Raw genomic sequence first — 22,779 nt, forward strand, 5'->3', positions numbered from 1 at the left:
AAGTTGCGAAGTTACGTTTTTTGAGTTTAAAAATGAAATGGGTTTGTCTTGTTGTTTTGTTAAATTCTAACTAAGTTTTTGCTTGAATGAAGGCGTTATTGCATTAAGTTGAATAGCTGAAAACGAAAATATATTTTCATTTCTATAATCCTCAAGGGGACAACACATTGTATGAGCTGTGCTAACAACTATTCACATTTTAAGATTTAGAATTAAACTTAGCGGATAAATAATGCTGGCTATAATTTTAGCGCAGACAGGCGCAAATTTTTTGTTGAATTTAAAAATTTATGATTGAATAGATTAAGAATAATATATAAGACTGAATGACTATTACCTCGAACTTACTCCGTTCCTTTAACTCCATCAATCTCCAAACCAAAAAACAAAAACTTATGGAATATTGGTAATTGTGCACCGCTTTCGGTAGTTGTCCAATCACACCAAGAGGCTTCTAAACCATTGATAGGCAGGGCAGAAGTCCACATTTTAAAAGCTGTTGGCTTACCGTTATCATCAAGTAGCCATAAATAAGAATCGCCAGGAGTAGAGCCACCAGAAGTATATGTTACTAAAAGCGCGTCTTTGTTATGTTCTGTTTTGACCAATCTGCGTTCAACACCTGCATCAAAAACTTTATAAGGGGCAACTAGCCAAAAGGAATCGTTATTAAAATATTTAATGGCTTTTTCAATTAAATCCTTAGCCATATCACTTTCGTTTTTAAAACTATGGATATATACTTTGCTTTGGTCCGTATGGTTTAAGTCGAGAATGACTTTGTTTTCTTTCCAATAAACTTCGCAGATATTATTTGCTTTATCCCAACTATAATGATGTCGTTTTTTGAAGGTCCATTCCAATTGATTGGTATTTTTATAGGCTTCATAATCTAAAGCATCTAACATTTTGTGCGCCAAAGCATCAGCTTGTTCACCTTGAATACCAACTGGCAAATCTTCGTTATATTTAAAATAAACAAATCCAAAAAACAGTAAGCTTGGAAGTGTAAAGAAGATTACAATTCCTAAAATGATTTTTAAAGTTTTATTGATTTTCAAAATGGGGCTTGAATTTAATTATCAACAAATGTGTTATACCTATCAATGGGTATAGCGTTTGGCTAAAATATTTATTATAAATGAGTTACAAAAGAAAAAATGCTAAAAACCGACCGCCGTATCATCTCCTCGACGATCTGCACCACCTTCATACGAGTTGTCATCTAAAACAAGTATTCCATCGACTATGCCTATTACGGGAGAGTCTTCTTCATTAATAGTGTATCCTAATTTTTCAAGTTGCTGAATGATGGATTTGTCAAATGAATTGGGTTCCATCATAATCACATCTGGTAACCACTGATGATGAAAACGTGGTGCATCAACCGCTTCTTGCATGGTCATACCAAACTCATGAATATTTAAAATAGTTTGTAAAACACAAGTTATGATAGTCGCCCCACCTGGTGTACCAACAGACATGTATAGTTTGCCGTTTTTTTCAACAATAGTTGGGGTCATGGAACTTAACATGCGTTTTTCTGGAATAATACTGTTCGCTTCGGCACCAATCAACCCAAACATATTAGGTTCTCCGGGTTTGCTGCTAAAATCGTCCATTTCATTATTTAAAAAGAAACCAAGTTCAGAGCAATACAGCTTTGAGCCGTAGGCACCATTTAAAGTAGTGGTAGCTGAAATGGCATTGCCAAATTGGTCTATAATAGAATAATGTGTGGTTTCATTGCTTTCAATTATTTGAATGTTACCATGTGATACATCACTTGATAATGTGGCTTTTTCAAATGAAAAATCTGCCATGCGTCCACTCAAATAAGCGTCATTAATAAGTGTTTCAATGGGGATTTTAACAAAATCAGGGTCGCCCAGATAAAAACTTCTATCGGCATAAGCGCGTCTTTCAGCTTCGGTAATGGCTTGAATGGCTTTGAGCGAATTGTGTCCGTATTCATCAAGATGAAAAGGTTCAATCATTTTCATGATTTGTGCTAAGCAAACGCCTCCACTGGACGGTGGAGACATGGAAATGATATTTAAATCATCATAAGTAAATGTGATAGGAGTTCGCCACTGGGCTTTATATCTTGCTAAATCTTCTTCGGTAATAATACCGCCGTTTTCTTGTATAAATTTCACTAATATTTTGGCAGTTTCTCCTTTATAAAATTCATCTCTACCATGTTTTAAAATACGCTCTAAAGTTTTGGCTAGTGCAGGGTACTTTATGGTATCGTTAGCTTTCCAAAGTTTATCTAGAATAATAGAGTCTTTATTGGCTTTAGGGAAAAAAGGTTGGTAATGTTTAATTCTTTTTTCTTGTTTTTCAGTTACCACAACACCTTTGTGTGCTAATGCAATAACAGGTTTTAGAATATCTTCAATAGGCAAAGACCCTAATTTTTCATGCACTTCAAAAACACCGGCAATAGTTCCAGGAACCCCTACTGCCATAGCGCCAAGGGTGCTCTTTTCAGGAATTACTTCACCGTTTTCATCTAAATACATATCTTTTGTTGCGGCCATAGGAGCTTTTTCCCTAAAGTCAATTGAGCCGATATTGCCATTCGCCTTTCTGTAAACCATAAATCCACCACCACCTAAGTTGCCAGCATAGGGATAGGCTATAGCTAAGGATAATTGTGTAGCGCACATAGCATCAAAAGCATTACCTCCTTTTTTTAGGATATCACTTCCAATTTTAGACGCTTCAACACGAGCCGAAACAACCATGGCGTTTTGGGTAATTAATCCTTTTTTACGGGTTTCTTTTATGTCGTTATTTTTTTTGCATGACACAAAAAAGCATAACAAAGCTAGAATATATGCGAAATTTTTAATCATTTAATTTTTGGCTTAATTCAATTAGTTTTTCTTTTGAAAAAGTAATCAACTCATCAAAAAATGCCGAAAATTCATTTTCGAATTCCGTATAAAACGCTTCAAGTTCATGTATGGCTTCATTCATGCTAGAACGATTTTTGGTACGTCTGTTCATACCCTCTAGAACCACTGTTATCCCTTCTATGGAAGCATAGCTTAATAACCAATTATCAGCCAGCATATAAGGCATCATTTTTTGGATGCGCTGCGGAAGCATGTCATAATTTGCTTCCAATGAATCATAAAAATAGTCAACATAATTACTTAAAGGCAGATCACTATATCTACTCCAATTTTTAGCCAGAAAATGGTCGTAAAGAATATCTACAATAACACCCGAATAGTGTCCGTATTTTTTATGTAAGCGTTTGGTGCTTTGTCTTACTGTTTTATGGGCATCGGTAAACGTATCTATATGGCGATGGAGCAATATGCCAATTTGAATCTCTTTTTGATGTTCTTTATAGGCTTTTCCCTTGATGCCATCTGCTATAAAATTCCCTATGGTAACTAAGTCGTTTTCACCTGACAGATAAATATGCGCTAAGTAGTTCATTCGTGAAATTTACGAATTCCGTATTAAGAAATGCAATTTTGAAATACTATATTTGTCTTTTAATTTGTAAAAAAGGTACTATGACACTTATAAAATCAATTTCTGGAATAAGAGGAACTATTGGCGGACAAGTAGGCGAGAATTTAACACCGATTGATGCGGTAAAATTTGCATCAGCTTATGGGGTTTGGCTAAAGCAGCAACGCGAAAAAGAAAACTATAAAGTTGTGGTTGGACGGGATGCACGTATCTCTGGGAAAATGATTCAAAATTTGGTCATGAATACACTTATTGGATTAGGCATTGATGTGGTTGATGTGGGACTTTCTACAACACCTACCGTAGAAGTTGCTGTACCTTTGGAACATGCCGATGGAGGTATTATTTTAACCGCAAGTCATAACCCAAAACAATGGAATGCCTTAAAACTCTTAAATGAAAAAGGCGAGTTTTTAGATGCTGTTGAAGGTGCCAAAATTTTAGAGATTGCTGAAAGTGACCACATGACTTTTGCTGATGTTGATAATCTAGGAAAAATCACAAAAAACAAGGCTTATATAGATCTACATATTATTGAGGTTCTAGATTTAGACCTCGTTAACGTTAAGGCTATTGAAGCTGCTCGTTTTAGAGTGGTTGTAGATGGTGTAAATTCAACTGGGGGTATTGCTATTCCTTTATTGTTAGAGCGTTTAGGTGTTGATGTTATAAAGTTATACTGCGAGCCTAATGGACATTTCCCTCATAACCCAGAACCATTAAAAGAGCATTTAACAGATTTGTCAGCAGAAGTGAAAAAACATAACGCTGATTTTGGAATTGTGGTAGATCCAGATGTTGATCGTTTAGCTTTTATGGATGAAAACGGAGAGATGTTTGGTGAAGAATACACTTTAGTAGCATGTGCAGATTATGTTTTGAGTAAAACACCTGGAAATACGGTAAGTAATATGAGTTCAACAAGAGCCTTGAGAGATGTTACTGAGAAACACGGCGGTATGTATGAAGCTAGTGCAGTTGGTGAGGTAAATGTTGTAAACTTGATGAAGAAAAATAAAGTGGTTATTGGTGGAGAAGGAAATGGAGGTATTATTTACCCTGATGCACATTATGGTCGTGATGCTTTGGTTGGTGTTGCTTTATTTTTAAGCTTATTAGCTGATAAGAAAATGAGTGTCAGCTCACTTAGAAAAACCTATCCAAGTTATTTTATGGGGAAAAAGAAAATTGAATTAACACCGGGTTTAGATGTTGATGGCATATTAAAAACGATGGAAGATCGTTATAAAAATGAACAACTTACAACCATTGACGGTGTGAAAATTGATTTTCCAGAAAGCTGGGTACACCTTCGTAAAAGTAATACAGAGCCAATTATTAGAATATATACTGAAGCAAAATCTCAAGATGAAGCTAATGCTTTAGCTGATAAATTTATTGAAGAAATTGAAGCAATAGCGAAGGCTTAATCTAAAAAAAATTCTCCGTATGCTTGAATCGGGGTTTCCTTTGAAATTGTCATTCCCGTGAAAAGGGGAATCTAATTAAATACATCATATATTAATTAGAAAAGCGCATTTATTGCGCTTTTCTAATTTTCTGGCAGGAATAAAACAATAACAGTTTAGTTCTAATTTATATCACTTATGGTTAATTCTTCTACTAAACCATTTTTTTCAAATTTTAAATGGTTAAATTTATTGTAACACTAAAAAATATTCTATTCTTATGTCTTATTTCAAAAAACTTTCATTCATTTTATCTTTATTCTTTTCTGTTGTTTTTTTATGGTCTTGTCAATCTAAAAAAAAGAATATACCTGAGGGAAGACCAAATATTGTATTAATAATTGCAGATGATGTCAGTTGGAATGACATAGGGCCTTACGGACACCCAAAAGTTAAAACACCAAATCTTGAGGCATTGGCAAAGGAAGGCATGATTTTTAAAGAAGCTTTTTTAACAACAAGTTCTTGTAGTCCAAGTAGAACGAGCATTATTTCGGGGCTTTATCCACATAACACCGATGCAGAACAATTATCATGGCCTTTACCAGATACTAAAAACACTTTTGTGCAAGAATTAAAAGCATCAGGATATTGGACTGGTTTAGCTGGGAAATATCATATGGGAGATCCTGTAAGGGATGATTTTGATGCGCTTTTGGAAATGCAATGGAAAGATGCTCCTATAGGTATTGATAGAAGATTGGTTGGTGATGGAAGTGGTTGTGACGATTGGATGGATTTGTTAAAAAAACGACCACAGGATAAGCCCTTCTTTTTGTGGCTAGCGTCATTTGATGCGCACAGACCATTTTATGAAGGCATGAGTGATGATCCACATAACTATGATGATGTTATTTTGCCACCTTATGTTCCTGTAAACGATACTATTAAGAAAGATTTTGCCTTGTATTATGATGAAATTGCAAGAATGGATGATTACATTGGTAAAGTTGTAGAAGAATTAGAAGCTCAAGGTGTTAGTGAAAATACTATGATTTTATTTATTTCAGATAATGGTAGAGCATTCCCAAGAGATAAAACAACCCTTTATGATGGAGGAATAAAAACACCATGGATAGTGAAATGGCCAGCGAAAGTAAAAGCAGGAAGTATGAATAATAATTTAATTAGTGCTGTTGATATTGCGCCTACTATGATGCGTGTTGCTGGATTAGAACCCTTAGAAGACTTTGATGGCTTCAGTTTTGAACCGATGCTAACAGATGTATCAAAAGTAATCAGAGAAGATGTGTATGCTGAAGATCATTTTCATGATTTTGAAGATTATACAAGGGCTGTAAGAACTAAGAAATATAAATACATTAAAAACTACTATACAGATTTACCAAATACGCCTTCAGCAGATATTATTAGAGATTTAACATGGCAAAGTATGGTTTCAGAATACAAAAAAGGTAATCTAAATGAGTATCAAATGCTTTGTTTTGAAATTCCTAGACCTGAAGAAGAATTATATGATATTATTAATGATCCTTTTGAGTTAAATAATTTAGTTTTACAAGGTAATTTTAGCGTAGAACTTAATAATATGCGTGCTAGACTTCATGAATTGAGAGAAGCAACAAATGATTTTTTACCAGCTGTTCGTTTGAATGATGATTTTAATAGGGATACTGGAATGCCAACTAAATATCGTATTCGCCCGAGACCATCAAAAGCAGAATATGTAAAGGCTCAAAAGGCAGGAATAACATTAATTAATCCAGATTTTGAAAAAACGAAGGTTAAATAAAGAATAGGAATTAATCCGTTTTTCGGTGTTTCCAACGTTTGTGAGTCCAGAAATAATATTCCGGCACTTCATAAATTTGGTTTTCAAGTTCACGTAAAAACATGTCAGTTAGTTCATAGTCTTTATATGCTTTTGAATCCCGCTTTCCACTATATCTTTTTAAAACAACTTAATTTAAGGAATGAGCAATGTAATAATTTGCTCATTCTTCGTAAATAGCAAAGTTTCTATTTTCTAAGGTTTTAAAAAGGATGCCGTTTCAATCGGGGCTAACCCATCTGCTATAACCTGTTATTTCAACAAAGGCAGGATCTTATCATCAAATATTATTGCTTTTACAATCAAAATATATTGGTTGATTTTTATCCTAAAAATGGAGGTTTTGATATCGAAATCGGGTTATTGAGCTATGCGAATAATTTTTTGCTCTTGGGCTACAACTAAAAATGACATATCAAAATCTATAGAATTTTTTAAAACAGCACTTAAATTAGCAAAGCACTAAAAAAAAAGTAAAGGACTAGATAGTTGAAATTACTTATTTGCATGCTCCTTACCACGATGCTTCCAGCGTTTATGTGTCCATAAATAATATTCTGGTGCTTCATGAATTTGTTCTTCAACACGTTTTAAGGCCATATCAGTTATATCAAAATCATCAAAATCTTTGGGTGTTTTGATAATGTCTGTGAAGGTCGCTTCGTAATAGCCACGTTTTACTTTTTTTACTTTTAAGAAAACCGTTGCCATATCTAATCGTTTGGCAAGTATTTCTGCACCAACATGCACAGGTACATTTATGCCCATAAAGGGTTGCCAATACATTGCTTTTTGAATTTTTGGAGATTGATCAAACACAAAACCATTAAAAGTTAATTCGTTATTTCGTTTGGCTTTAATAAGTATAGGAAAGGTTTCTTTTGTAGTGATTAAATAGCTATTATACTTGGCTCGTATCCTTTTTACTAAGGCATCAAAATATTTATTGCTCAATTGTTTATAAACGGCATAACCTTTATGGTTAACGCTTTTTTGTAAAATAAAAACCCATTCCCAACTGGCATAATGCCCCATTAATAGTACCACACTTTTGTTTTCTTTTTCAAGTTTATGGATTTCTTCAACATTGGTGAAAACATAGCGTTTTTTCATTTCAGATTCAGAAATGGTAATGGATTTTATCGCTTCAAGAATCATGTCACATAAATGATGATAGAATTTTTTCTGGATTAATGCAATCTCATTTTCGGTTTTCTTAGGAAAAACAAGATTCAAGTTTTCTGTGACTACTTTTTTTCTGTACCCAATAATGTAGTAGATTATTATATATAAACCATCGGAAATGAAGTATAACAATCTAAAAGGCAAAATAGAAATTAGCCATAAAAATGGATAAAGAAGAATATAAGCTAGTAATTGCATGAATTAATTTTAGATTTGCAAATATATGTTAATTTGATTTTAAACATTCAAACCTTATGGCCAATTTAGACATCATCACCATCATTATAATAGCTGCAAACGTTATGATATCCTATAAGGGATTTAGTGATTATGGTTTTTTTGAGAAATATAAATTTCACATAGGTGGCGTTCAACGCGGCGAAAAAATACGAATGGTTAGTTCTGGGTTTTTGCATGCAGATACTCAGCATTTATTGTTAAATATGCTAACCCTCTATTTTTTTGCACATGTAGTGATCTCACTTTTAAATCCGATACAATTTCTTTTAATCTATTTTGGTAGTTTGTTTTTGGGGAGTTTATTATCGCTCTATTTTCATAAAAACGAATACCATTATAGCGCAGTAGGAGCAAGTGGTGCCGTTATGGGGATTTTATATTCCGCTATTTTATTGCAACCTGGTATGAGCCTATATATGTTTTTTATACCAATTCCGATTCCCGCTTACATTTTTGGAATTGGCTATTTATTGTATTCCATTTACGGCATGAAAAACAAGATAGGTAACATTGGTCATGACGCGCATTTTGGTGGCGCTATTGGAGGCTACGTTATTACTTTAATGTTATCACCATGGCTTTTTGAAACCAATTTATTGATGATTGGTTTATTGGCAATTCCAATTGTTTTATTATTTGTTTTGAAGAAAATGGGGATGATGTAAAATTTCAATCCTAGAATTTCATATATGGCATAGCTATTGAATTTATAGTAGTGTTGGATATTTAGATTTTATTTTAAGTCACTGATATTCAATATTTTAATTTACTGAAAAAGAACCCTAAGACATGTTCAATTTTGTTTTAATGACAGATTGACCTAATTATATTTATGAAGAAATCAAAATTTACTACCCTTGACAGTTTGTCATTACAGGAATTTGATGAAAACTCAGAATTAATTCCATTAATGACACCAGAGGACGAAGAAGCTATAAATAATGAGGAATTACCCGAAACCTTACCCATTTTATCGTTAAGAAATACGGTATTGTTTCCTGGTGTGGTTATTCCAATTACTGCAGGTAGAGATAAGTCGATAAAGCTAATAAACGATGCTAATAAAGGCGGAAAAGTTATTGGTGTAGTTGCTCAAAAAGACGAATCTATTGAAGATCCGACAGCAAAAGAAATTCATGAAACAGGTACCGTTGCTCGAATATTACGTGTTTTAAAAATGCCTGATGGCAATGTAACCGTTATCATTCAAGGAAAAAAGCGATTTAAAGTAGCCGAAGTTCTTACTGAAGAGCCTTACATGAACGCGACTATTAGAGATATTCCTGAGGCTAAGCCAGCAATAAAAAATAAGGAGTTTTCTGCAATTATAGATTCTATAAAAGATTTAGCTTTAGAAATCATCAAGGAAAGCCCAAATATCCCTAGTGAGGCTTCTTTCGCTATTAAAAATATTGAAAGCAATTCATTTTTGATAAACTTTGTGTCTTCAAACATGAACCTTTCTGTAGAGGAAAAGCAAGAGCTTTTAGAAATAGACGATCTTAAGAAACGTGCTTTAGCTACGCTTAAGTATATGAATGTTGAGTTTCAGAAGTTAGAACTTAAGAATGATATTCAGTCTCGTGTTCAAATGGATATGAGCCAGCAACAACGTGAGTATTTCTTGCATCAGCAAATGAAAACCATTCAAGAAGAGTTGGGTGGTGTTAGTCATGATGAGGAAATAGATGAAATGAAAGCCAAGGCAAGCAAAAAACTTTGGGATGAAGATGTTGCAAAGCATTTTGAAAAAGAAATAGCCAAAATGCAGCGCATGAATCCGCAGGTGGCGGAATACTCGATACAGCGCAATTATTTGGAGTTGTTTTTAGATTTACCATGGAATGAATTTAGCAAAGATAAATTCGATTTAAAACGTGCCATGAAAATTCTTGATAGAGATCACTTTGGTTTAGAAGATGTAAAGCAAAGGATCATTGAGTATTTGGCAGTGTTGAAACTTCGCAATGATATGAAGTCGCCTATTTTGTGTTTATACGGCCCTCCAGGAGTTGGTAAAACCTCATTAGGGAAGTCAATTGCAGAAGCCTTAGGAAGAGAATATGTTAGAATTTCGTTAGGTGGTTTGCGTGATGAAGCTGAAATACGTGGACATAGAAAAACCTATATTGGTGCTATGCCAGGACGTATTATTCAAAGTTTAAAAAAAGCGGGAACATCAAACCCTGTTTTTGTTTTGGATGAAATAGATAAGTTGTCAAATTCCAATCAGGGCGATCCTTCTTCTGCCATGTTAGAAGTCTTGGACCCAGAACAAAATAGCGAGTTCTATGATAATTTCCTAGAAATGAGTTACGACCTTTCTAAAGTCATGTTTATAGCAACTTCAAACAGTTTGTCTACCATTCAACCTGCTTTGCTTGATAGAATGGAAATTATAAATGTAACGGGTTATACCATTGAAGAAAAGGTAGAGATTGCTAAACGCCATTTATTACCAAAGCAATTGAAAGAGCATGGCTTAACCGATAAACATTTAAAAATCGGAAAACCTCAATTAGAGAAAATTGTTGAAGGTTACACACGTGAATCTGGTGTTCGTGGCTTAGAAAAGCAAGTAGCAAAAATGGTACGTTATGCGGCCAAAAATATTGCTATGGAAGAAGACTATAATATCAAAGTGTCCAATGAAGATATTATTGAAGTTTTAGGCGGGCCAAAGTTAGAACGTGATAAATACGAAAACAATAATGTAGCTGGAGTAGTAACAGGTTTAGCATGGACACGTGTTGGTGGCGATATATTATTTATTGAATCTATCCTTACAAAAGGAAAAGGCCTCATGACCATTACCGGAAATCTTGGTAAGGTGATGAAAGAATCTGCCACAATTGCTATGGAATACATAAAATCAAATGCAGAAGAATTTGGAATAGATGCTACTGTTTTCGATAAATATAATGTGCATATTCACGTACCAGAAGGTGCTACGCCTAAAGACGGACCGAGTGCAGGAATTACAATGCTGACTTCTTTAGTGTCTTTGTTCACGCAGAGAAAAGTAAAGAAAAGTTTAGCCATGACAGGCGAAATTACACTTCGTGGAAAGGTGCTTCCAGTTGGAGGGATAAAAGAAAAGATTTTAGCAGCAAAACGTGCTAGAATAAAAGAGATTTTATTGTGTGAAGAAAACAGAAGGGATATAGAAGAAATAAAACCAGAGTACTTAAAAGGTTTAAAATTTCACTATGTGACCGATATGAGCGATGTTATTAAACTGGCTATTACAAACCAAAAAGTTAAAAACGCTAAAAAAATATAATTAAAATCATGAAGAGGCCTCGATTAATTTCGGGGTTTTTTCTGATTCCCGTTTTCACGAGAATGATAATTTTAATAGAAACCTCAAGACAAAGTCTTGAGGAATGTTTTTTAGATTAAAATAAAAGATACATGCTATCGTTTTAAGATAGATTCGTTTACTTTGTGTCGTAAATATGCTAAGAAAAATTATCTCGATTTTTTGTTTGTTTGTTAGTGGTTTGACCATGGCTCAGGTTGGTGGAGAGAGTACCTATCAGTTTTTGAATTTGGTGTCATCTCCTCGTCAAGCAGCATTGGGAGGAAAGGTGTTCACTAATGTGGATTATGATGTCACTCAAGGGTTGTTTAATCCAGCGACTATAAATGTTGAAATGGATAATCAACTAGCAATAAACTATAGCAGTTATTTAGGGGGTATTAGTTACGGTACAGCGGCTTACGCTTATACTGTTGATAGACGTACACAAACATTTCATGCTGGGATCACTTACATTAATTATGGTTCCTTTGATGGTTATGATGAGGCTGGCAATTCTACAGGCACATTTACAGGTAACGAAGCAGCACTATCGTTTGGTTATGCTACACAAATAGAGTATTCAGATTTTTATTTTGGAGCTAACGTTAAACTGATCACTTCTAAATTAGAGCAATATAATTCACTTGGAGCTGCAGTAGATTTGGGACTAATATACATCGATGAGTATTTAGATTTTAATGCCGCATTAGTCATTAGGAATTTAGGCTCTCAAATAACCACTTATGCAGGACTTAATGAAAAATTGCCTTTTGAAGTTGCTTTTGGGATGTCTCAACGTTTAGAAAATGTACCTATTCGTTGGCATATTACATTAGAGAATTTGCAAGAGTGGCCAATTGCAACAGCAAATCCAGCACGAGCTACAAGCGATTTGTCAGGTAATCAATCTTCAGAAAAAGTTGGATTCATTGGTCAAGTAATAAGACATACCATTGTTGGTGCAGAACTATTTCCAGAAGGTGGTTTTAATATTAGATTGGCTTATAATTTTAGAAGAGGGGAGGAACTACGTATTTTAGACCAACGTAATTTTTCTGGGTTGTCAGCGGGAATATCTATAAAAATGAATAAAATGCGCTTTAGCTATACGCATGCAAAATACACAAGTGCAGCAAATTCAAACTTCTTTGGTTTGCAAATAGATTTACAGTAAAGCCAGTTTGCAGTAAACAGTCGCAGTATTCAGTCTCACCTAAATAAATATTTCGGCATTATCAATAATTAAAGTGATTAGCATTTTCCTCTTTAGCGCACTTTAAGTACTTTAGACACTTTTTAACTTTTAAGATTAACATGAACAAAATAACCATAGCCATAGACGGGTTTTCATCAACAGGAAAAAGCACTGTCGCCAAACAACTGGCAAAACATTTAGGGTATGTATATGTAGATACCGGTGCTATGTATAGAGCTGTTACGTTTTATGCCATGCAAAATGGACTTATTAGTGCTGTGGATTTTAATAAAGAAGCCTTAATATATCAATTACCAAATATTGAAATTACTTTTAAGTTTAATGAAGCTTTAGGTTTTGCAGAAGTGTATTTGAATGGTGTTAATATTGAAAAAGAAATTAGAAACCTCGAAGTGTCAAGTTATGTTAGTAAAGTAGCAGCCATATCTGAAGTTCGTCAGAAGTTAGTGGAACAACAGAAAAAAATGGGGCAAGATAAAGGCGTTGTAATGGACGGTAGAGATATTGGAACCGTGGTGTTTCCTGACGCTAAGCTTAAATTATTTATGACCGCTTCCGCGGAAACAAGAGCAAAAAGACGTTATCAAGAATTAATTGAAAGAGGTGATAAAGTGGATTACAAAGACGTTCTTCAAAATGTTCAAGAACGCGATTATATAGATTCTAATAGAAAAGACTCGCCATTAGTAAAAGCCAAGGATGCCATTGAAATTGATAATTCCCATATGACTTTAGATGAACAATTCAATAAAATTTTACAATTGGCAAAAATGACTATTGAGGATTTGGAGTGATTTTACGTCATTGCGAACGCAGTGAACCAAGCTGTTTGTCGTTTCCGTCATTGCGAGGTACGAAGTAATGTGTTTGTCGTTATCGTCATTGCGAGGTACGAAGCAATCTGTTAAATTATAGTTCCAATTCATAAGGTTACTTCAATCGTACTTCCCTCGTAATGACGGTTGATCAAAATAAAACAACCAGCCCTCAGACAGATCATTCCATTCTGGATTCATAGAATTTATTAAATCCTCTTTCCGTTTTCTATTTCCTGCTTTAAGTTGTTTTTCTCTCAGAATTGCTTCATTAATATCACTAAACTCTTCATAATATACCAATATATCGCAATTGTATTTGCTGGTAAATCCTTTGAACTGTTTGGTTTTATGCTGATAAACGCGTTTTACTAAATTACTTGTAACGCCAATATAAACAACCGTTTTGTTTTTGTTAGTTAAAAAATAAACGTAGGATTTCTTCATATTTCAAATATAACAATTACTCGTCATAGCGAGAGAAACGAAGCAATCTGTTTGTTGTTTCCGTCATTGCGAGGTACGAAGCAATCTGTTTAATTGGAGTTCACCTCATGAGATTACTTCAGTCGTGCCTCCCTCGTAATGACGGTTCACTTCATGAGATTACTTCAGTCGTACACGTCATTGCGAGGCACGAAGCAATCTGTATAATTGGAGTTCCAATTCATGGGATTACTTCAGTCGTGCCTCCTTCGTAATGACGTTTGGATTCATGAGATTACTTCAGTCGTACACGTCATTGCGAGGCACGAAGCAATCTGTATAATTGGAGTTCCAATTCATGGGATTACTTCAGTCGTGCCTCCTTCGTAATGACATTTGGATTCATGAGATTGCTTCAGTCATACTTCCTTCGTAATGACGTAAAAAAAAACGAACCTTTAAATAAAGGCTCGTTCTGTAATTTTAAAGATTGCGTATTCCTATAATTTTGGAATAATCAATTCTTGATCTGGGTGAATTAAATCGGGATTCTTTAATATATCGGAATTCGCTTTAAAAATATCTTGATATTTAGACGCTTTTCCGTAATACTGAATAGCTATTTTTCCTAAAGTTTCCCCGCTTTTTACAACGTGCCTGTGATAAACACTATCATCAGCTACTTTAATATCCGCCATAATATCTGAAGGGTTTTCACCACCTACTTCTTTTATTTTATCCCAAAGAATGTCTTTTTCATATGGGGTGTTGGCAGTTCCTTTAATTTTTAGAACACCATTTTCTTCTTTTACATCACCGTTTTGGATGTTTAACGCTTCACCTAAATTTAAAACGTCTTGGTATTTTGCTTTGATCATGATTTATGAGTTTTTACTGATTATTTGTGAACAACAATATAATAAATTATTCGAATGTTTTGTTCAAATATTATTTCTAATTATTTAGACACATCTCTTTGTAAAAGTCACACTATTTTATTTTCTCATTTTTAGGTAATTATATCAATATTATGTATTTTTGCACTCCTTTTAGCAAATCGTCGGGAAGATAAAAGGGATGAAACTATAAATATAAATAACACTTCTGTGTGTTAATTGCTTAATTCTTCCGAAACACATAGAATACAAACATCATGTAATAAGGTTTCTGAATAAACAGATTTTATTACATATTTTATTTTAAATGGCTGAAAAAGCAAAACAAGCAGATGCTGAAGTATCAGTAGAAGCGCAAGAAACTCCACAAGTAGAAGCTCCAGTAGTATCTGAAGCACAAGCAAATCCTGAAAAATTCTTAGCTGATTTTAACTGGCACAATTACCAAGAAGGTATTGATGAGGTTGATGATCAACAACTTAAAGAATTTGAAAAATTAGTAGCTGAAAATTTCGTTGACACTTTAGATGATGAAGTTGTTGAAGGTACAGTAGTTCACATTTCTGATAGAGATGCCATTATTGATATCAATGCAAAATCTGAAGGTGTTATTTCTTTAAACGAATTTCGTTACAACCCAGGTTTAAAAGTTGGGGATAAGGTAGAAGTATTAATTGATGTACGTGAAGATGCAACAGGACAATTAGTATTATCTCATAGAAAAGCACGTGTTATTAAAGCATGGGATCGTGTGAACAATGCTCATGATACCGGTGAAATCGTTAATGGTTTTGTAAAATGCAGAACTAAAGGTGGTATGATTGTAGATGTTTTTGGAATTGAAGCATTCTTACCAGGTTCTCAAATTGATGTTAAGCCAATTAGAGATTACGATCAGTATGTAAATAAAACTATGGAATTCAAAGTTGTGAAAATCAACCACGAATTCAAAAACGTAGTGGTGTCTCATAAAGCTTTAATTGAAGCTGATATTGAAGAACAAAAGAAAGAAATTATTGGTCAATTAGAAAAAGGTCAAGTACTAGAAGGTATTGTTAAGAACATTACGTCTTACGGTGTATTTATTGATCTTGGTGGTGTTGACGGATTAGTTCATATTACAGATTTATCTTGGTCTAGAATCAACCATCCAAATGAGATTGTTGAGTTAGATCAAAAATTAAATGTGGTAATCCTTGATTTTGATGAAAACAAATCAAGAATCCAATTAGGTCTTAAACAATTATCTAAACACCCTTGGGAAGCGCTTGCTGAAGAGGTAAAAGTTGGTGACAAAGTAAAAGGTAAAGTAGTTGTAATTGCAGATTACGGTGCGTTTATTGAAGTAGCTGATGGTGTTGAAGGATTAATTCACGTTTCTGAAATGTCTTGGTCTACACATTTACGTTCTGCTCAAGATTTCGTTTCTGTTGGAGATGAAGTAGATGCAGTAATCTTAACTTTAGATAGAGAAGATCGTAAAATGTCTCTTGGTATCAAGCAATTAACGCCAGATCCATGGACAGATATTACTACTAAATACCCATTAGGGTCTAAGCACACAGGTATTGTACGTAACTTTACAAACTTTGGTGTTTTTGTTGAATTAGAAGAAGGTATTGATGGATTAATTTACATCTCAGATTTATCTTGGACTAAGAAAATCAAGCACCCATCTGAGTTTTGTGCTGTAGGTGATAAGTTAGATGTTGTTGTATTAGAGTTAGATGTAGAAGGACGTAAATTAAGTTTAGGTCATAAACAAACTACTGATAATCCTTGGGATAAATATGAAACTGAATTTGCTTTAGGTACCGTTCATGCTTCAGAAATCACTGAAATAGTTGATAAAGGCGCTACGGTTACATTTAACGAAGATATCGTTGCTTTTGTACCTTCTCGTCACTTAGAAAAAGAAGACGGAAGCAAACTTAAGAAAGGTGAAAGCGCAGACTTTAAAATCATTGAATTTAACAAAGAGTTTAAACGTGTTGTAGCATCTCATACAGCTATCTTTAAAGAAGAAGAGATTAAGAATGTAAAAGCGGCTGTTAAGAAAGCGGCAAGTGCAGCAGCAGAAGCTAAACCTACTTTAGGTGATGCTAATGATGCTTTACAAGCTCTTAAAGATAAAATGGACGGGAAGAAATAATTTAAAAATATTATTCTTTTCATTTTCGTGAAGACGGAAATCTGTTTATAATTTAAAGCCTTCAAGAAATTGAAGGCTTTTTTTTTGTTTATTAAATTCTAGACCCTTCAGGTTTTTAAAACCTGAAGGGTCTTTTTTGTAAATAGTATTCATTAATTCCTCATGTTGCAATTTTTCCCAAAAATATAAGTCGAACTTGTTCCTCCCTTTTGTTTTAAAAGGAGGACAATTTCGATTAATCGAAATTAGGAGGGTTGAGAGTATAGTCATTAAAAGAGTCCAGTTCCGCAAAGTCTCCCGACTTTGAGGACATTACGTCATAAATTTAGTTTTCCGCTAAGTCGGGAGACTTTGCGCAGCGGAGAGCGCAACGAAAAAATGAAATAGCTGCATATTACTATCGCTGCGGTTAGCGCGCAAGGGATAGAAGTGAAAAGCCCACAGCCCGACGCAGGAGGTGCGAGGACTTGCAACGTATAGCCCGACCCTTTTGGGATGCGCCCAAATAAAGATTAACATTAATGGTTTTAACTTCTAATTTTTTGCATTACCTTTGTACTCCAAATACGTTTGGATAGTATATGAGTCAAAAAGTTTTACTTAACGAAAAAGAGGTAAACATCATTCTTCACCGATTGGCTTGTCAACTTATTGAAAAACACAACGACTTTTCTAACACGGTACTCATTGGTTTACAGCCACGTGGCGTGTTTTTAGCCGATAGATTAGCTAAAATACTAAGAGAAGACTACAAGGTGAAAAACATTCAATTAGGATATTTAGATATTACATTTTATAGAGATGATTTTCGTCGTGGTGATAAAACATTAGAAGCCAATACTACAAAAATCAATTTTATAGTAGAAGACAAAAACATCGTGTTTATTGATGATGTACTCTATACAGGACGAAGTATTAGAGCGGCACTAACAGCCATACAATCTTTTGGAAGACCGAATGAAATAGAGTTGTTAACGTTGATTGACAGGCGTTTTAGCAGGCATTTACCCATTCAACCAGATTATAGAGGACGCCAAGTGGATGTTATAAATAACGAAAAAGTACAAGTAAATTGGAAAGAACACGATAATGAAGATTCGGTTTACTTAATTGAAAAATAGAAGTAAAGCTTGAAGCTTGAAGCTTGAAGTATTGTCTGGTCGAGCGCAGTCGAGACCTAAATATAAAACAACTGAATACTAAAAGAACATGAGCGAATTAAGTGTCAATCACTTATTAGGAATAAAATATCTTAACAAACAAGATATCCAACTTATTTTTGAAACTGCCGATCATTTTAAAGAAGTGATTAATCGTCCCATAAAAAAAGTACCTTCGCTTAGAGATATAACCATTGCCAATCTTTTTTTTGAAAATTCAACACGAACAAAATTATCTTTTGAGCTTGCAGAAAAGCGTTTGTCTGCAGATGTGCTTAATTTTTCATCATCACAATCTTCAGTTAAAAAAGGCGAAACCTTAATAGATACTGTAAACAACATATTATCTATGAAAGTAGATATGGTAGTGATGCGTCATCCAAACCCTGGAGCTGGCGTGTTCTTGTCAAAACATGTAAAAGCAAGTATCATAAATGCGGGCGACGGTGCCCACGAACACCCTACACAAGCTTTGTTGGATTCCTATTCAATTAGGGAACGACTAGGCGATGTAAAAGGTAAAAAGGTAGTTATTGTCGGAGATATTCTGCACAGTAGAGTAGCACTTTCAAATATATTTGCACTGCAATTACAAGGCGCAGAGGTAATGGTTTGTGGGCCTAAAACTTTAATTCCAAAGTATATTGATAAGCTTGGAGTAAAAGTGGAGACAAACTTACGTAAAGCACTTAATTGGTGCGATGTAGCAAATATGCTTCGTGTGCAAAATGAACGTATGGATATTAGTTATTTTCCATCTACCAGAGAGTACACGCAACAATTTGGAGTCAATAAAGATTTGCTAGATTCGTTAGATAAAGACATTACAATCATGCACCCTGGACCAATAAATAGAGGAGTAGAGATTACCAGTGATGTTGCAGATTCCAAACAATCCATAATACTGGATCAAGTACAAAATGGGGTTGCGGTAAGAATGGCGGTTATCTATTTATTAGCATCAAAAATAAAACAGTAGATTATGATATTAGACCAAAACGGAAACACATCTATAATCACGCAAGAAAAAGCTACGGTTATAGAATTAGTTAAAAAACTACAAGCTATATATCCAAAATTTAAGAATGATAACATCATTGTTACTTTAACATCGTTAGAAGCACTAACTAAAGCTGATATTGTTGAGTTTCTTCAAATATCAAAAACACACAGAGCGGCAAAACATTCTTTTGTGGTTGTTTCAGATAAAATAGACTTGGATCTTGTTCCAGATGATATTATTGTCGTGCCAACCATTCAAGAGGCTTATGATATTATTGAAATGGAGGATATGGAACGCGATTTAGGGTTTTAACATGGCTAAGCTTCACCTTGCACAAGTAAATATAGCAAAACGGTTGGCACCTATGGACGACCCCATTATGCAAGATTTTATAAATAATGTTGATAACATTAATGCTATAGCAGATTTAAGCGATGGTTTTATTTGGCGCTTGCAAGATGAAGATAAAGATGAAGCAGTACATGTTTTTCAAGATGATACATTAGTAATTAATATGTCTGTTTGGAAGGATTTAAATGCGCTTTTTAATTACACTTATAATTCTGGACATGTAGAAGTTTTTAAGCGTAAAAAAGAATGGTTTAGTAAAATGAAAATGATGCATATGGCTTTTTGGTATGTTCCCGAAGGTTACAAACCCACATTTCAGGATGCTAAAAAACGTTTGGATTATTTAAACGCTTATGGCGATACACCTTTTGCTTTTTCATTTAAAAGTAAATTTTCGGTAGAAGATTCACAAAACTATAAAGCCATAATATAAAAACATGAAGCTTTCTATTTTAGGCTGTTATAGTGCCACTCCAAGAACTTTAAATAATACCACATCGCAAGTATTAGAAATAAACAACCACATGTTTTTAATTGATTGTGGAGAAGGGACACAGGTACAATTACGTAAGCATAAAATCAAGTTTAATAGGATTAAGCACATTTTTATTTCACATTTGCATGGTGATCATTTTTTTGGTTTAGTAGGGTTGATTTCAACATTTAGACTGCTTACCCGCGAAACCGATTTGCATATCTATGGACCAAAAGGCATTAAAGAAGTGGTGACACTTCAAATGAAATTAGCAGATTCTTGGACCAATTACAACTTATATTTCCATGAACTGACTTCAAAAAAATCAGAATTAATTTTTGATGACGATAAAGTAGAAGTACACACCATTCCTTTAAATCATAGGGTTTATACAAACGGCTATTTGTTTAAAGAAAAACCAGGCGAACGTAAGTTGAGTATTGGAGCTGTTGAAAATGCTAACATCAATGTGGCATATTACAGAAAACTTAAACAGGGTTTTGATGTGGTAAATGAAGATGGTGTTACCATAAAAAACGAAACCGTAACTAAACCGGGACGAAAACCTAAGAGTTATGCGTTTTGTAGTGATACGATGTACAAAGAAGATATTGTACCTATTATAAAAAATGTAGATGTGCTGTATCATGAATCTACGTTTTTAGAGCAACATGCTCATTTGGCAGAAAAAACAAAACATGCTACAGCCAAGCAAGCCGCTAGTATTGCCAAACAAGCCCATGTTGGCACATTGCTACTTGGTCATTATTCCACGCGTTACGATGGTTTAAATGCCTTTAAGGAAGAAGCTCAAGCCGTATTTGAACATGTTGAGTTAGCAGAAGATGGGAAAACATTTAAGTTTTAGATGAATTTATACTAGAAATCTGTGTTTGGTATAAGAAAGTCCATTTCCATGATAAAAATCAACAAAACAGATGATTGTCGCCTTGAGCGAAGTCGAAAGGTCTTTGAAATCAACAAATTTTTGGGTTTCGACTGCGCTCAACCTGACACTGAAACATAATTCCATGATTTACATTAGGTTATGCTTGTTCCTGCGTCAAACTCAGGTTAGAAACATATTTACTTTCTACATGATCTTTAAAGTTAAGGAACCACTTATCAACTCGTTTTTTTTAACAATCCTGGGAACAGTTTGGCAATGACGTTTATTACAAATTCCTTAAATTCGTTTCTATTGCCGATAGCTATCGGGGTAATGCTATACTTATATTTTCTATCTTATTTATAGAAAATGTAATTCAAATTTACCTTCATAATTTTAAAATTCATTTTACAGCCAATAAAAAAAAGTTTAAATGAGTTCTATTTTAAAAAACACGTAAATTGCAAGTGTATGGAAAAGGATTTAAGCAATTACAGAAAGTCTTATGAAAAAGGCGAGTTACTTTTAAAAGAAGTGCCAGAAAACCCTATGGAATTATTCCAAAAATGGTTTTATGAAATCGATATTCATTTTGCTGAAGATGAAACCAATGCGATGACTATTTCTACCATAGGACCAGATGGCTATCCGAAGAATAGGGTAGTACTGCTTAAAAAATACACGTATGAAGGTTTTATTTTTTATACCAATTATAATAGCGACAAAGGAAAGGCCATTGAGGCAAACTCAAATGTTTGTTTGTCTTTTTTCTGGCATGGCGCCGAAAGACAAATCATCATAAAAGGAAAAGCTGAAAAGATTGCAGAAAATTTAAGCGATGGCTATTTTGAATCTAGACCACGTGGCAGTCAATTGGGCGCACTAGTTTCTAACCAAAGTGAGGTTGTAAAAGACAGACAATATCTTGAAGAAAACCTTTCTAAGTTAGAAACCGAATATGAAGGTAAGGACATCCAAAGACCTTCAAATTGGGGAGGCTATATTGTAAAACCTGTTGAAATTGAATTTTGGCAAGGCAGACCAAATAGGCTTCATGACAGAATTAGGTACAGACTTCAAAAAGATTATAATTGGCAAATTAATCGACTATCTCCATGATATTTACGGTGAAATACATTTAGGTTAGTTGAAATTATGTATTTCATCGATTAAAAACACATAAAATCGACAAACAGCACGTTTTTCATCGATTTTAACACTTCTTTAACATTTACTTCGGGTTAGGAGGTTATTTTTACATAACCAAACCTACTTAACCATGAAGTTATTAACCAAACTACCCTTAGTGGCATTATTAGCTATATTGACACTATCCTCTTGTACAACAGACAACATTGACGATAAAGCAGATGCTATGGAATTAAGCCTTCAAGAAATTCAGGCAAAAACCATTGAAGTAGAAATCCTAGATCTTATTAATGACCATAGACTATCTTTAGGATTAGAGCCTTTGGCAGATATGCCGGTTGTAAAATCTGTAGCGTATAGTCATACCGATTATATGGTAGATAACGATGCAGTATCTCACGATAACTTTTTTAGACGTAGTAATTACTTAAAATCTAACGCAGGTGCTAAAAAAGTATCTGAAAATGTGGCTTATGGATATAGTTCAGCGGAATCTGTTGTAAAAGCTTGGATTAAAAGTGAAGGGCATAAAGCAAACATTGAAGGCGATTATACAAATTTTGATATTTCAGCCGAAAGAAACGAAGACGGAAGATATTATTACACCAATATCTTTATAAAAAAATAATAGTGTTTTTATATAATAATTGGTATAAAACATTAAACCCCATAACCATTTTAATTTACTTGGACTTGCAATAAAAAAGTGGACAATTAATTGCGAGATTTAAGCTGCTACATTTTGATTATACATTTCTA

General features: G+C 34.1%; 20 protein-coding genes and 1 pseudogene. 14 read left to right on the plus strand and 7 right to left on the minus strand.

Annotated elements, in window-relative coordinates; genetic code table 11:
- Nucleotides 1-344: 344 nt before the first annotated feature.
- The 3 genes from ABD935_RS10055 to ABD935_RS10065 all read right to left on the minus strand — a co-directional run bounded on the left by ABD935_RS10055 (nt 345) and on the right by ABD935_RS10065 (nt 3,459).
- A complete protein-coding gene (locus ABD935_RS10055; RefSeq protein WP_345191869.1) occupies nt 345-1,061 on the minus strand; it encodes a hypothetical protein in 717 nt (238 codons plus the stop codon).
- A gap of 102 nt (nt 1,062-1,163) precedes the next feature.
- Nucleotides 1,164-2,864 carry a gamma-glutamyltransferase gene (ggt, locus tag ABD935_RS10060; protein ID WP_345191870.1) on the minus strand — a complete coding sequence of 567 codons (1,701 nt, stop codon included), beginning with the start codon at nt 2,862-2,864 and terminating at the stop codon, nt 1,164-1,166.
- Complete coding sequence (locus ABD935_RS10065) at nt 2,857-3,459, minus strand: acyl carrier protein phosphodiesterase (protein ID WP_345191872.1); 603 nt, start codon at nt 3,457-3,459, stop codon at nt 2,857-2,859. Before ABD935_RS10065 ends, ggt begins: the two co-directional genes overlap by 8 nt.
- 80 nt (nt 3,460-3,539) lie before the next feature.
- On the opposite strand from ABD935_RS10065, the gene glmM reads away from it, so the two are divergent.
- Both glmM and ABD935_RS10075 read left to right on the plus strand, forming a co-directional pair.
- Nucleotides 3,540-4,928 carry a phosphoglucosamine mutase gene (gene glmM / locus ABD935_RS10070; RefSeq protein ID WP_345191873.1) on the plus strand — a complete coding sequence of 463 codons (1,389 nt, stop codon included), beginning with the start codon at nt 3,540-3,542 and terminating at the stop codon, nt 4,926-4,928.
- Between the two features lie 259 nt (nt 4,929-5,187).
- Nucleotides 5,188-6,720 carry a sulfatase family protein gene (locus tag ABD935_RS10075; RefSeq protein ID WP_345191874.1) on the plus strand — a complete coding sequence of 511 codons (1,533 nt, stop codon included), beginning with the start codon at nt 5,188-5,190 and terminating at the stop codon, nt 6,718-6,720.
- A gap of 10 nt (nt 6,721-6,730) precedes the next feature.
- Here the strand turns inward: ABD935_RS10075 and ABD935_RS16630 are convergent.
- Together ABD935_RS16630 and ABD935_RS10080 are read right to left on the minus strand one after the other, a co-directional pair.
- Nucleotides 6,731-6,847 (minus strand): annotated as a pseudogene (locus tag ABD935_RS16630) (lipid A biosynthesis acyltransferase); the annotation flags it as partial.
- Nucleotides 6,848-7,254: 407 nt separating this feature from the next.
- Nucleotides 7,255-8,142: a lysophospholipid acyltransferase family protein gene (locus tag ABD935_RS10080; protein WP_345191875.1), complete on the minus strand. Its 888-nt coding sequence runs from the start codon at nt 8,140-8,142 to the stop codon at nt 7,255-7,257.
- Between the two features lie 56 nt (nt 8,143-8,198).
- Between ABD935_RS10080 and ABD935_RS10085 the strand changes: the two genes are divergently transcribed.
- From ABD935_RS10085 to cmk, 4 genes are all read left to right on the plus strand, one after another.
- Nucleotides 8,199-8,849: a rhomboid family intramembrane serine protease gene (locus ABD935_RS10085; RefSeq protein WP_345191877.1), complete on the plus strand. Its 651-nt coding sequence runs from the start codon at nt 8,199-8,201 to the stop codon at nt 8,847-8,849.
- 167 nt (nt 8,850-9,016) lie between these two features.
- Nucleotides 9,017-11,467, plus strand: a complete 2,451-nt coding sequence (gene lon, locus ABD935_RS10090; RefSeq protein WP_345191878.1) for an endopeptidase La — start codon at nt 9,017-9,019, stop codon at nt 11,465-11,467.
- Nucleotides 11,468-11,642: 175 nt separating this feature from the next.
- Nucleotides 11,643-12,662, plus strand: a complete 1,020-nt coding sequence (gene porQ, locus ABD935_RS10095; protein WP_345191880.1) for a type IX secretion system protein PorQ — start codon at nt 11,643-11,645, stop codon at nt 12,660-12,662.
- 140 nt (nt 12,663-12,802) lie between these two features.
- A complete protein-coding gene (gene cmk, locus ABD935_RS10100; RefSeq protein ID WP_345191881.1) occupies nt 12,803-13,498 on the plus strand; it encodes a (d)CMP kinase in 696 nt (231 codons plus the stop codon).
- A gap of 141 nt (nt 13,499-13,639) precedes the next feature.
- Here cmk and ABD935_RS10105 read toward each other — a convergent pair whose 3' ends face one another.
- Both ABD935_RS10105 and ABD935_RS10110 read right to left on the minus strand, forming a co-directional pair.
- Entirely contained in the window at nt 13,640-13,966 is a 327-nt protein-coding gene (locus ABD935_RS10105; RefSeq protein WP_345191882.1) for a GIY-YIG nuclease family protein, read from the minus strand.
- A gap of 479 nt (nt 13,967-14,445) precedes the next feature.
- Nucleotides 14,446-14,823 (minus strand): LysM peptidoglycan-binding domain-containing protein, encoded by a 378-nt coding sequence (locus tag ABD935_RS10110; protein WP_345191884.1) that lies wholly within the window; start codon nt 14,821-14,823, stop codon nt 14,446-14,448.
- Nucleotides 14,824-15,148: 325 nt separating this feature from the next.
- On the opposite strand from ABD935_RS10110, the gene rpsA reads away from it, so the two are divergent.
- The 8 genes from rpsA (at nt 15,149) to ABD935_RS10150 (ending at nt 22,648) form a co-directional block, all read left to right on the plus strand.
- Nucleotides 15,149-16,993: a 30S ribosomal protein S1 gene (gene rpsA, locus ABD935_RS10115; RefSeq protein ID WP_345191885.1), complete on the plus strand. Its 1,845-nt coding sequence runs from the start codon at nt 15,149-15,151 to the stop codon at nt 16,991-16,993.
- 581 nt (nt 16,994-17,574) lie between these two features.
- Nucleotides 17,575-18,114 (plus strand): bifunctional pyr operon transcriptional regulator/uracil phosphoribosyltransferase PyrR, encoded by a 540-nt coding sequence (gene pyrR, locus ABD935_RS10120; RefSeq protein ID WP_345191888.1) that lies wholly within the window; start codon nt 17,575-17,577, stop codon nt 18,112-18,114.
- Nucleotides 18,115-18,202: 88 nt separating this feature from the next.
- Nucleotides 18,203-19,132, plus strand: coding sequence for an aspartate carbamoyltransferase catalytic subunit (locus ABD935_RS10125; protein WP_345191890.1), 930 nt, complete (start codon nt 18,203-18,205; stop codon nt 19,130-19,132).
- Between the two features lie 3 nt (nt 19,133-19,135).
- Nucleotides 19,136-19,468 (plus strand): ribonuclease Z, encoded by a 333-nt coding sequence (locus ABD935_RS10130; RefSeq protein WP_345191892.1) that lies wholly within the window; start codon nt 19,136-19,138, stop codon nt 19,466-19,468.
- A 1-nt stretch (nt 19,469) separates the two neighbouring features.
- A complete protein-coding gene (locus ABD935_RS10135) occupies nt 19,470-19,940 on the plus strand; it encodes a DUF3291 domain-containing protein (RefSeq protein ID WP_345191893.1) in 471 nt (156 codons plus the stop codon).
- A gap of 4 nt (nt 19,941-19,944) precedes the next feature.
- Nucleotides 19,945-20,850 (plus strand): ribonuclease Z, encoded by a 906-nt coding sequence (locus ABD935_RS10140; protein ID WP_345191895.1) that lies wholly within the window; start codon nt 19,945-19,947, stop codon nt 20,848-20,850.
- A 492-nt stretch (nt 20,851-21,342) separates the two neighbouring features.
- Complete coding sequence (pdxH, locus tag ABD935_RS10145; protein ID WP_345191898.1) at nt 21,343-21,990, plus strand: pyridoxamine 5'-phosphate oxidase; 648 nt, start codon at nt 21,343-21,345, stop codon at nt 21,988-21,990.
- 160 nt (nt 21,991-22,150) lie between these two features.
- Entirely contained in the window at nt 22,151-22,648 is a 498-nt protein-coding gene (locus ABD935_RS10150; protein ID WP_345191900.1) for a CAP domain-containing protein, read from the plus strand.
- The last annotated feature ends 131 nt before the right edge of the window (nt 22,649-22,779 follow it).

Source organism: Algibacter agarivorans, assembly GCF_039543245.1.
In the GTDB taxonomy this organism is placed as follows: domain Bacteria; phylum Bacteroidota; class Bacteroidia; order Flavobacteriales; family Flavobacteriaceae; genus Algibacter_G; species Algibacter_G agarivorans.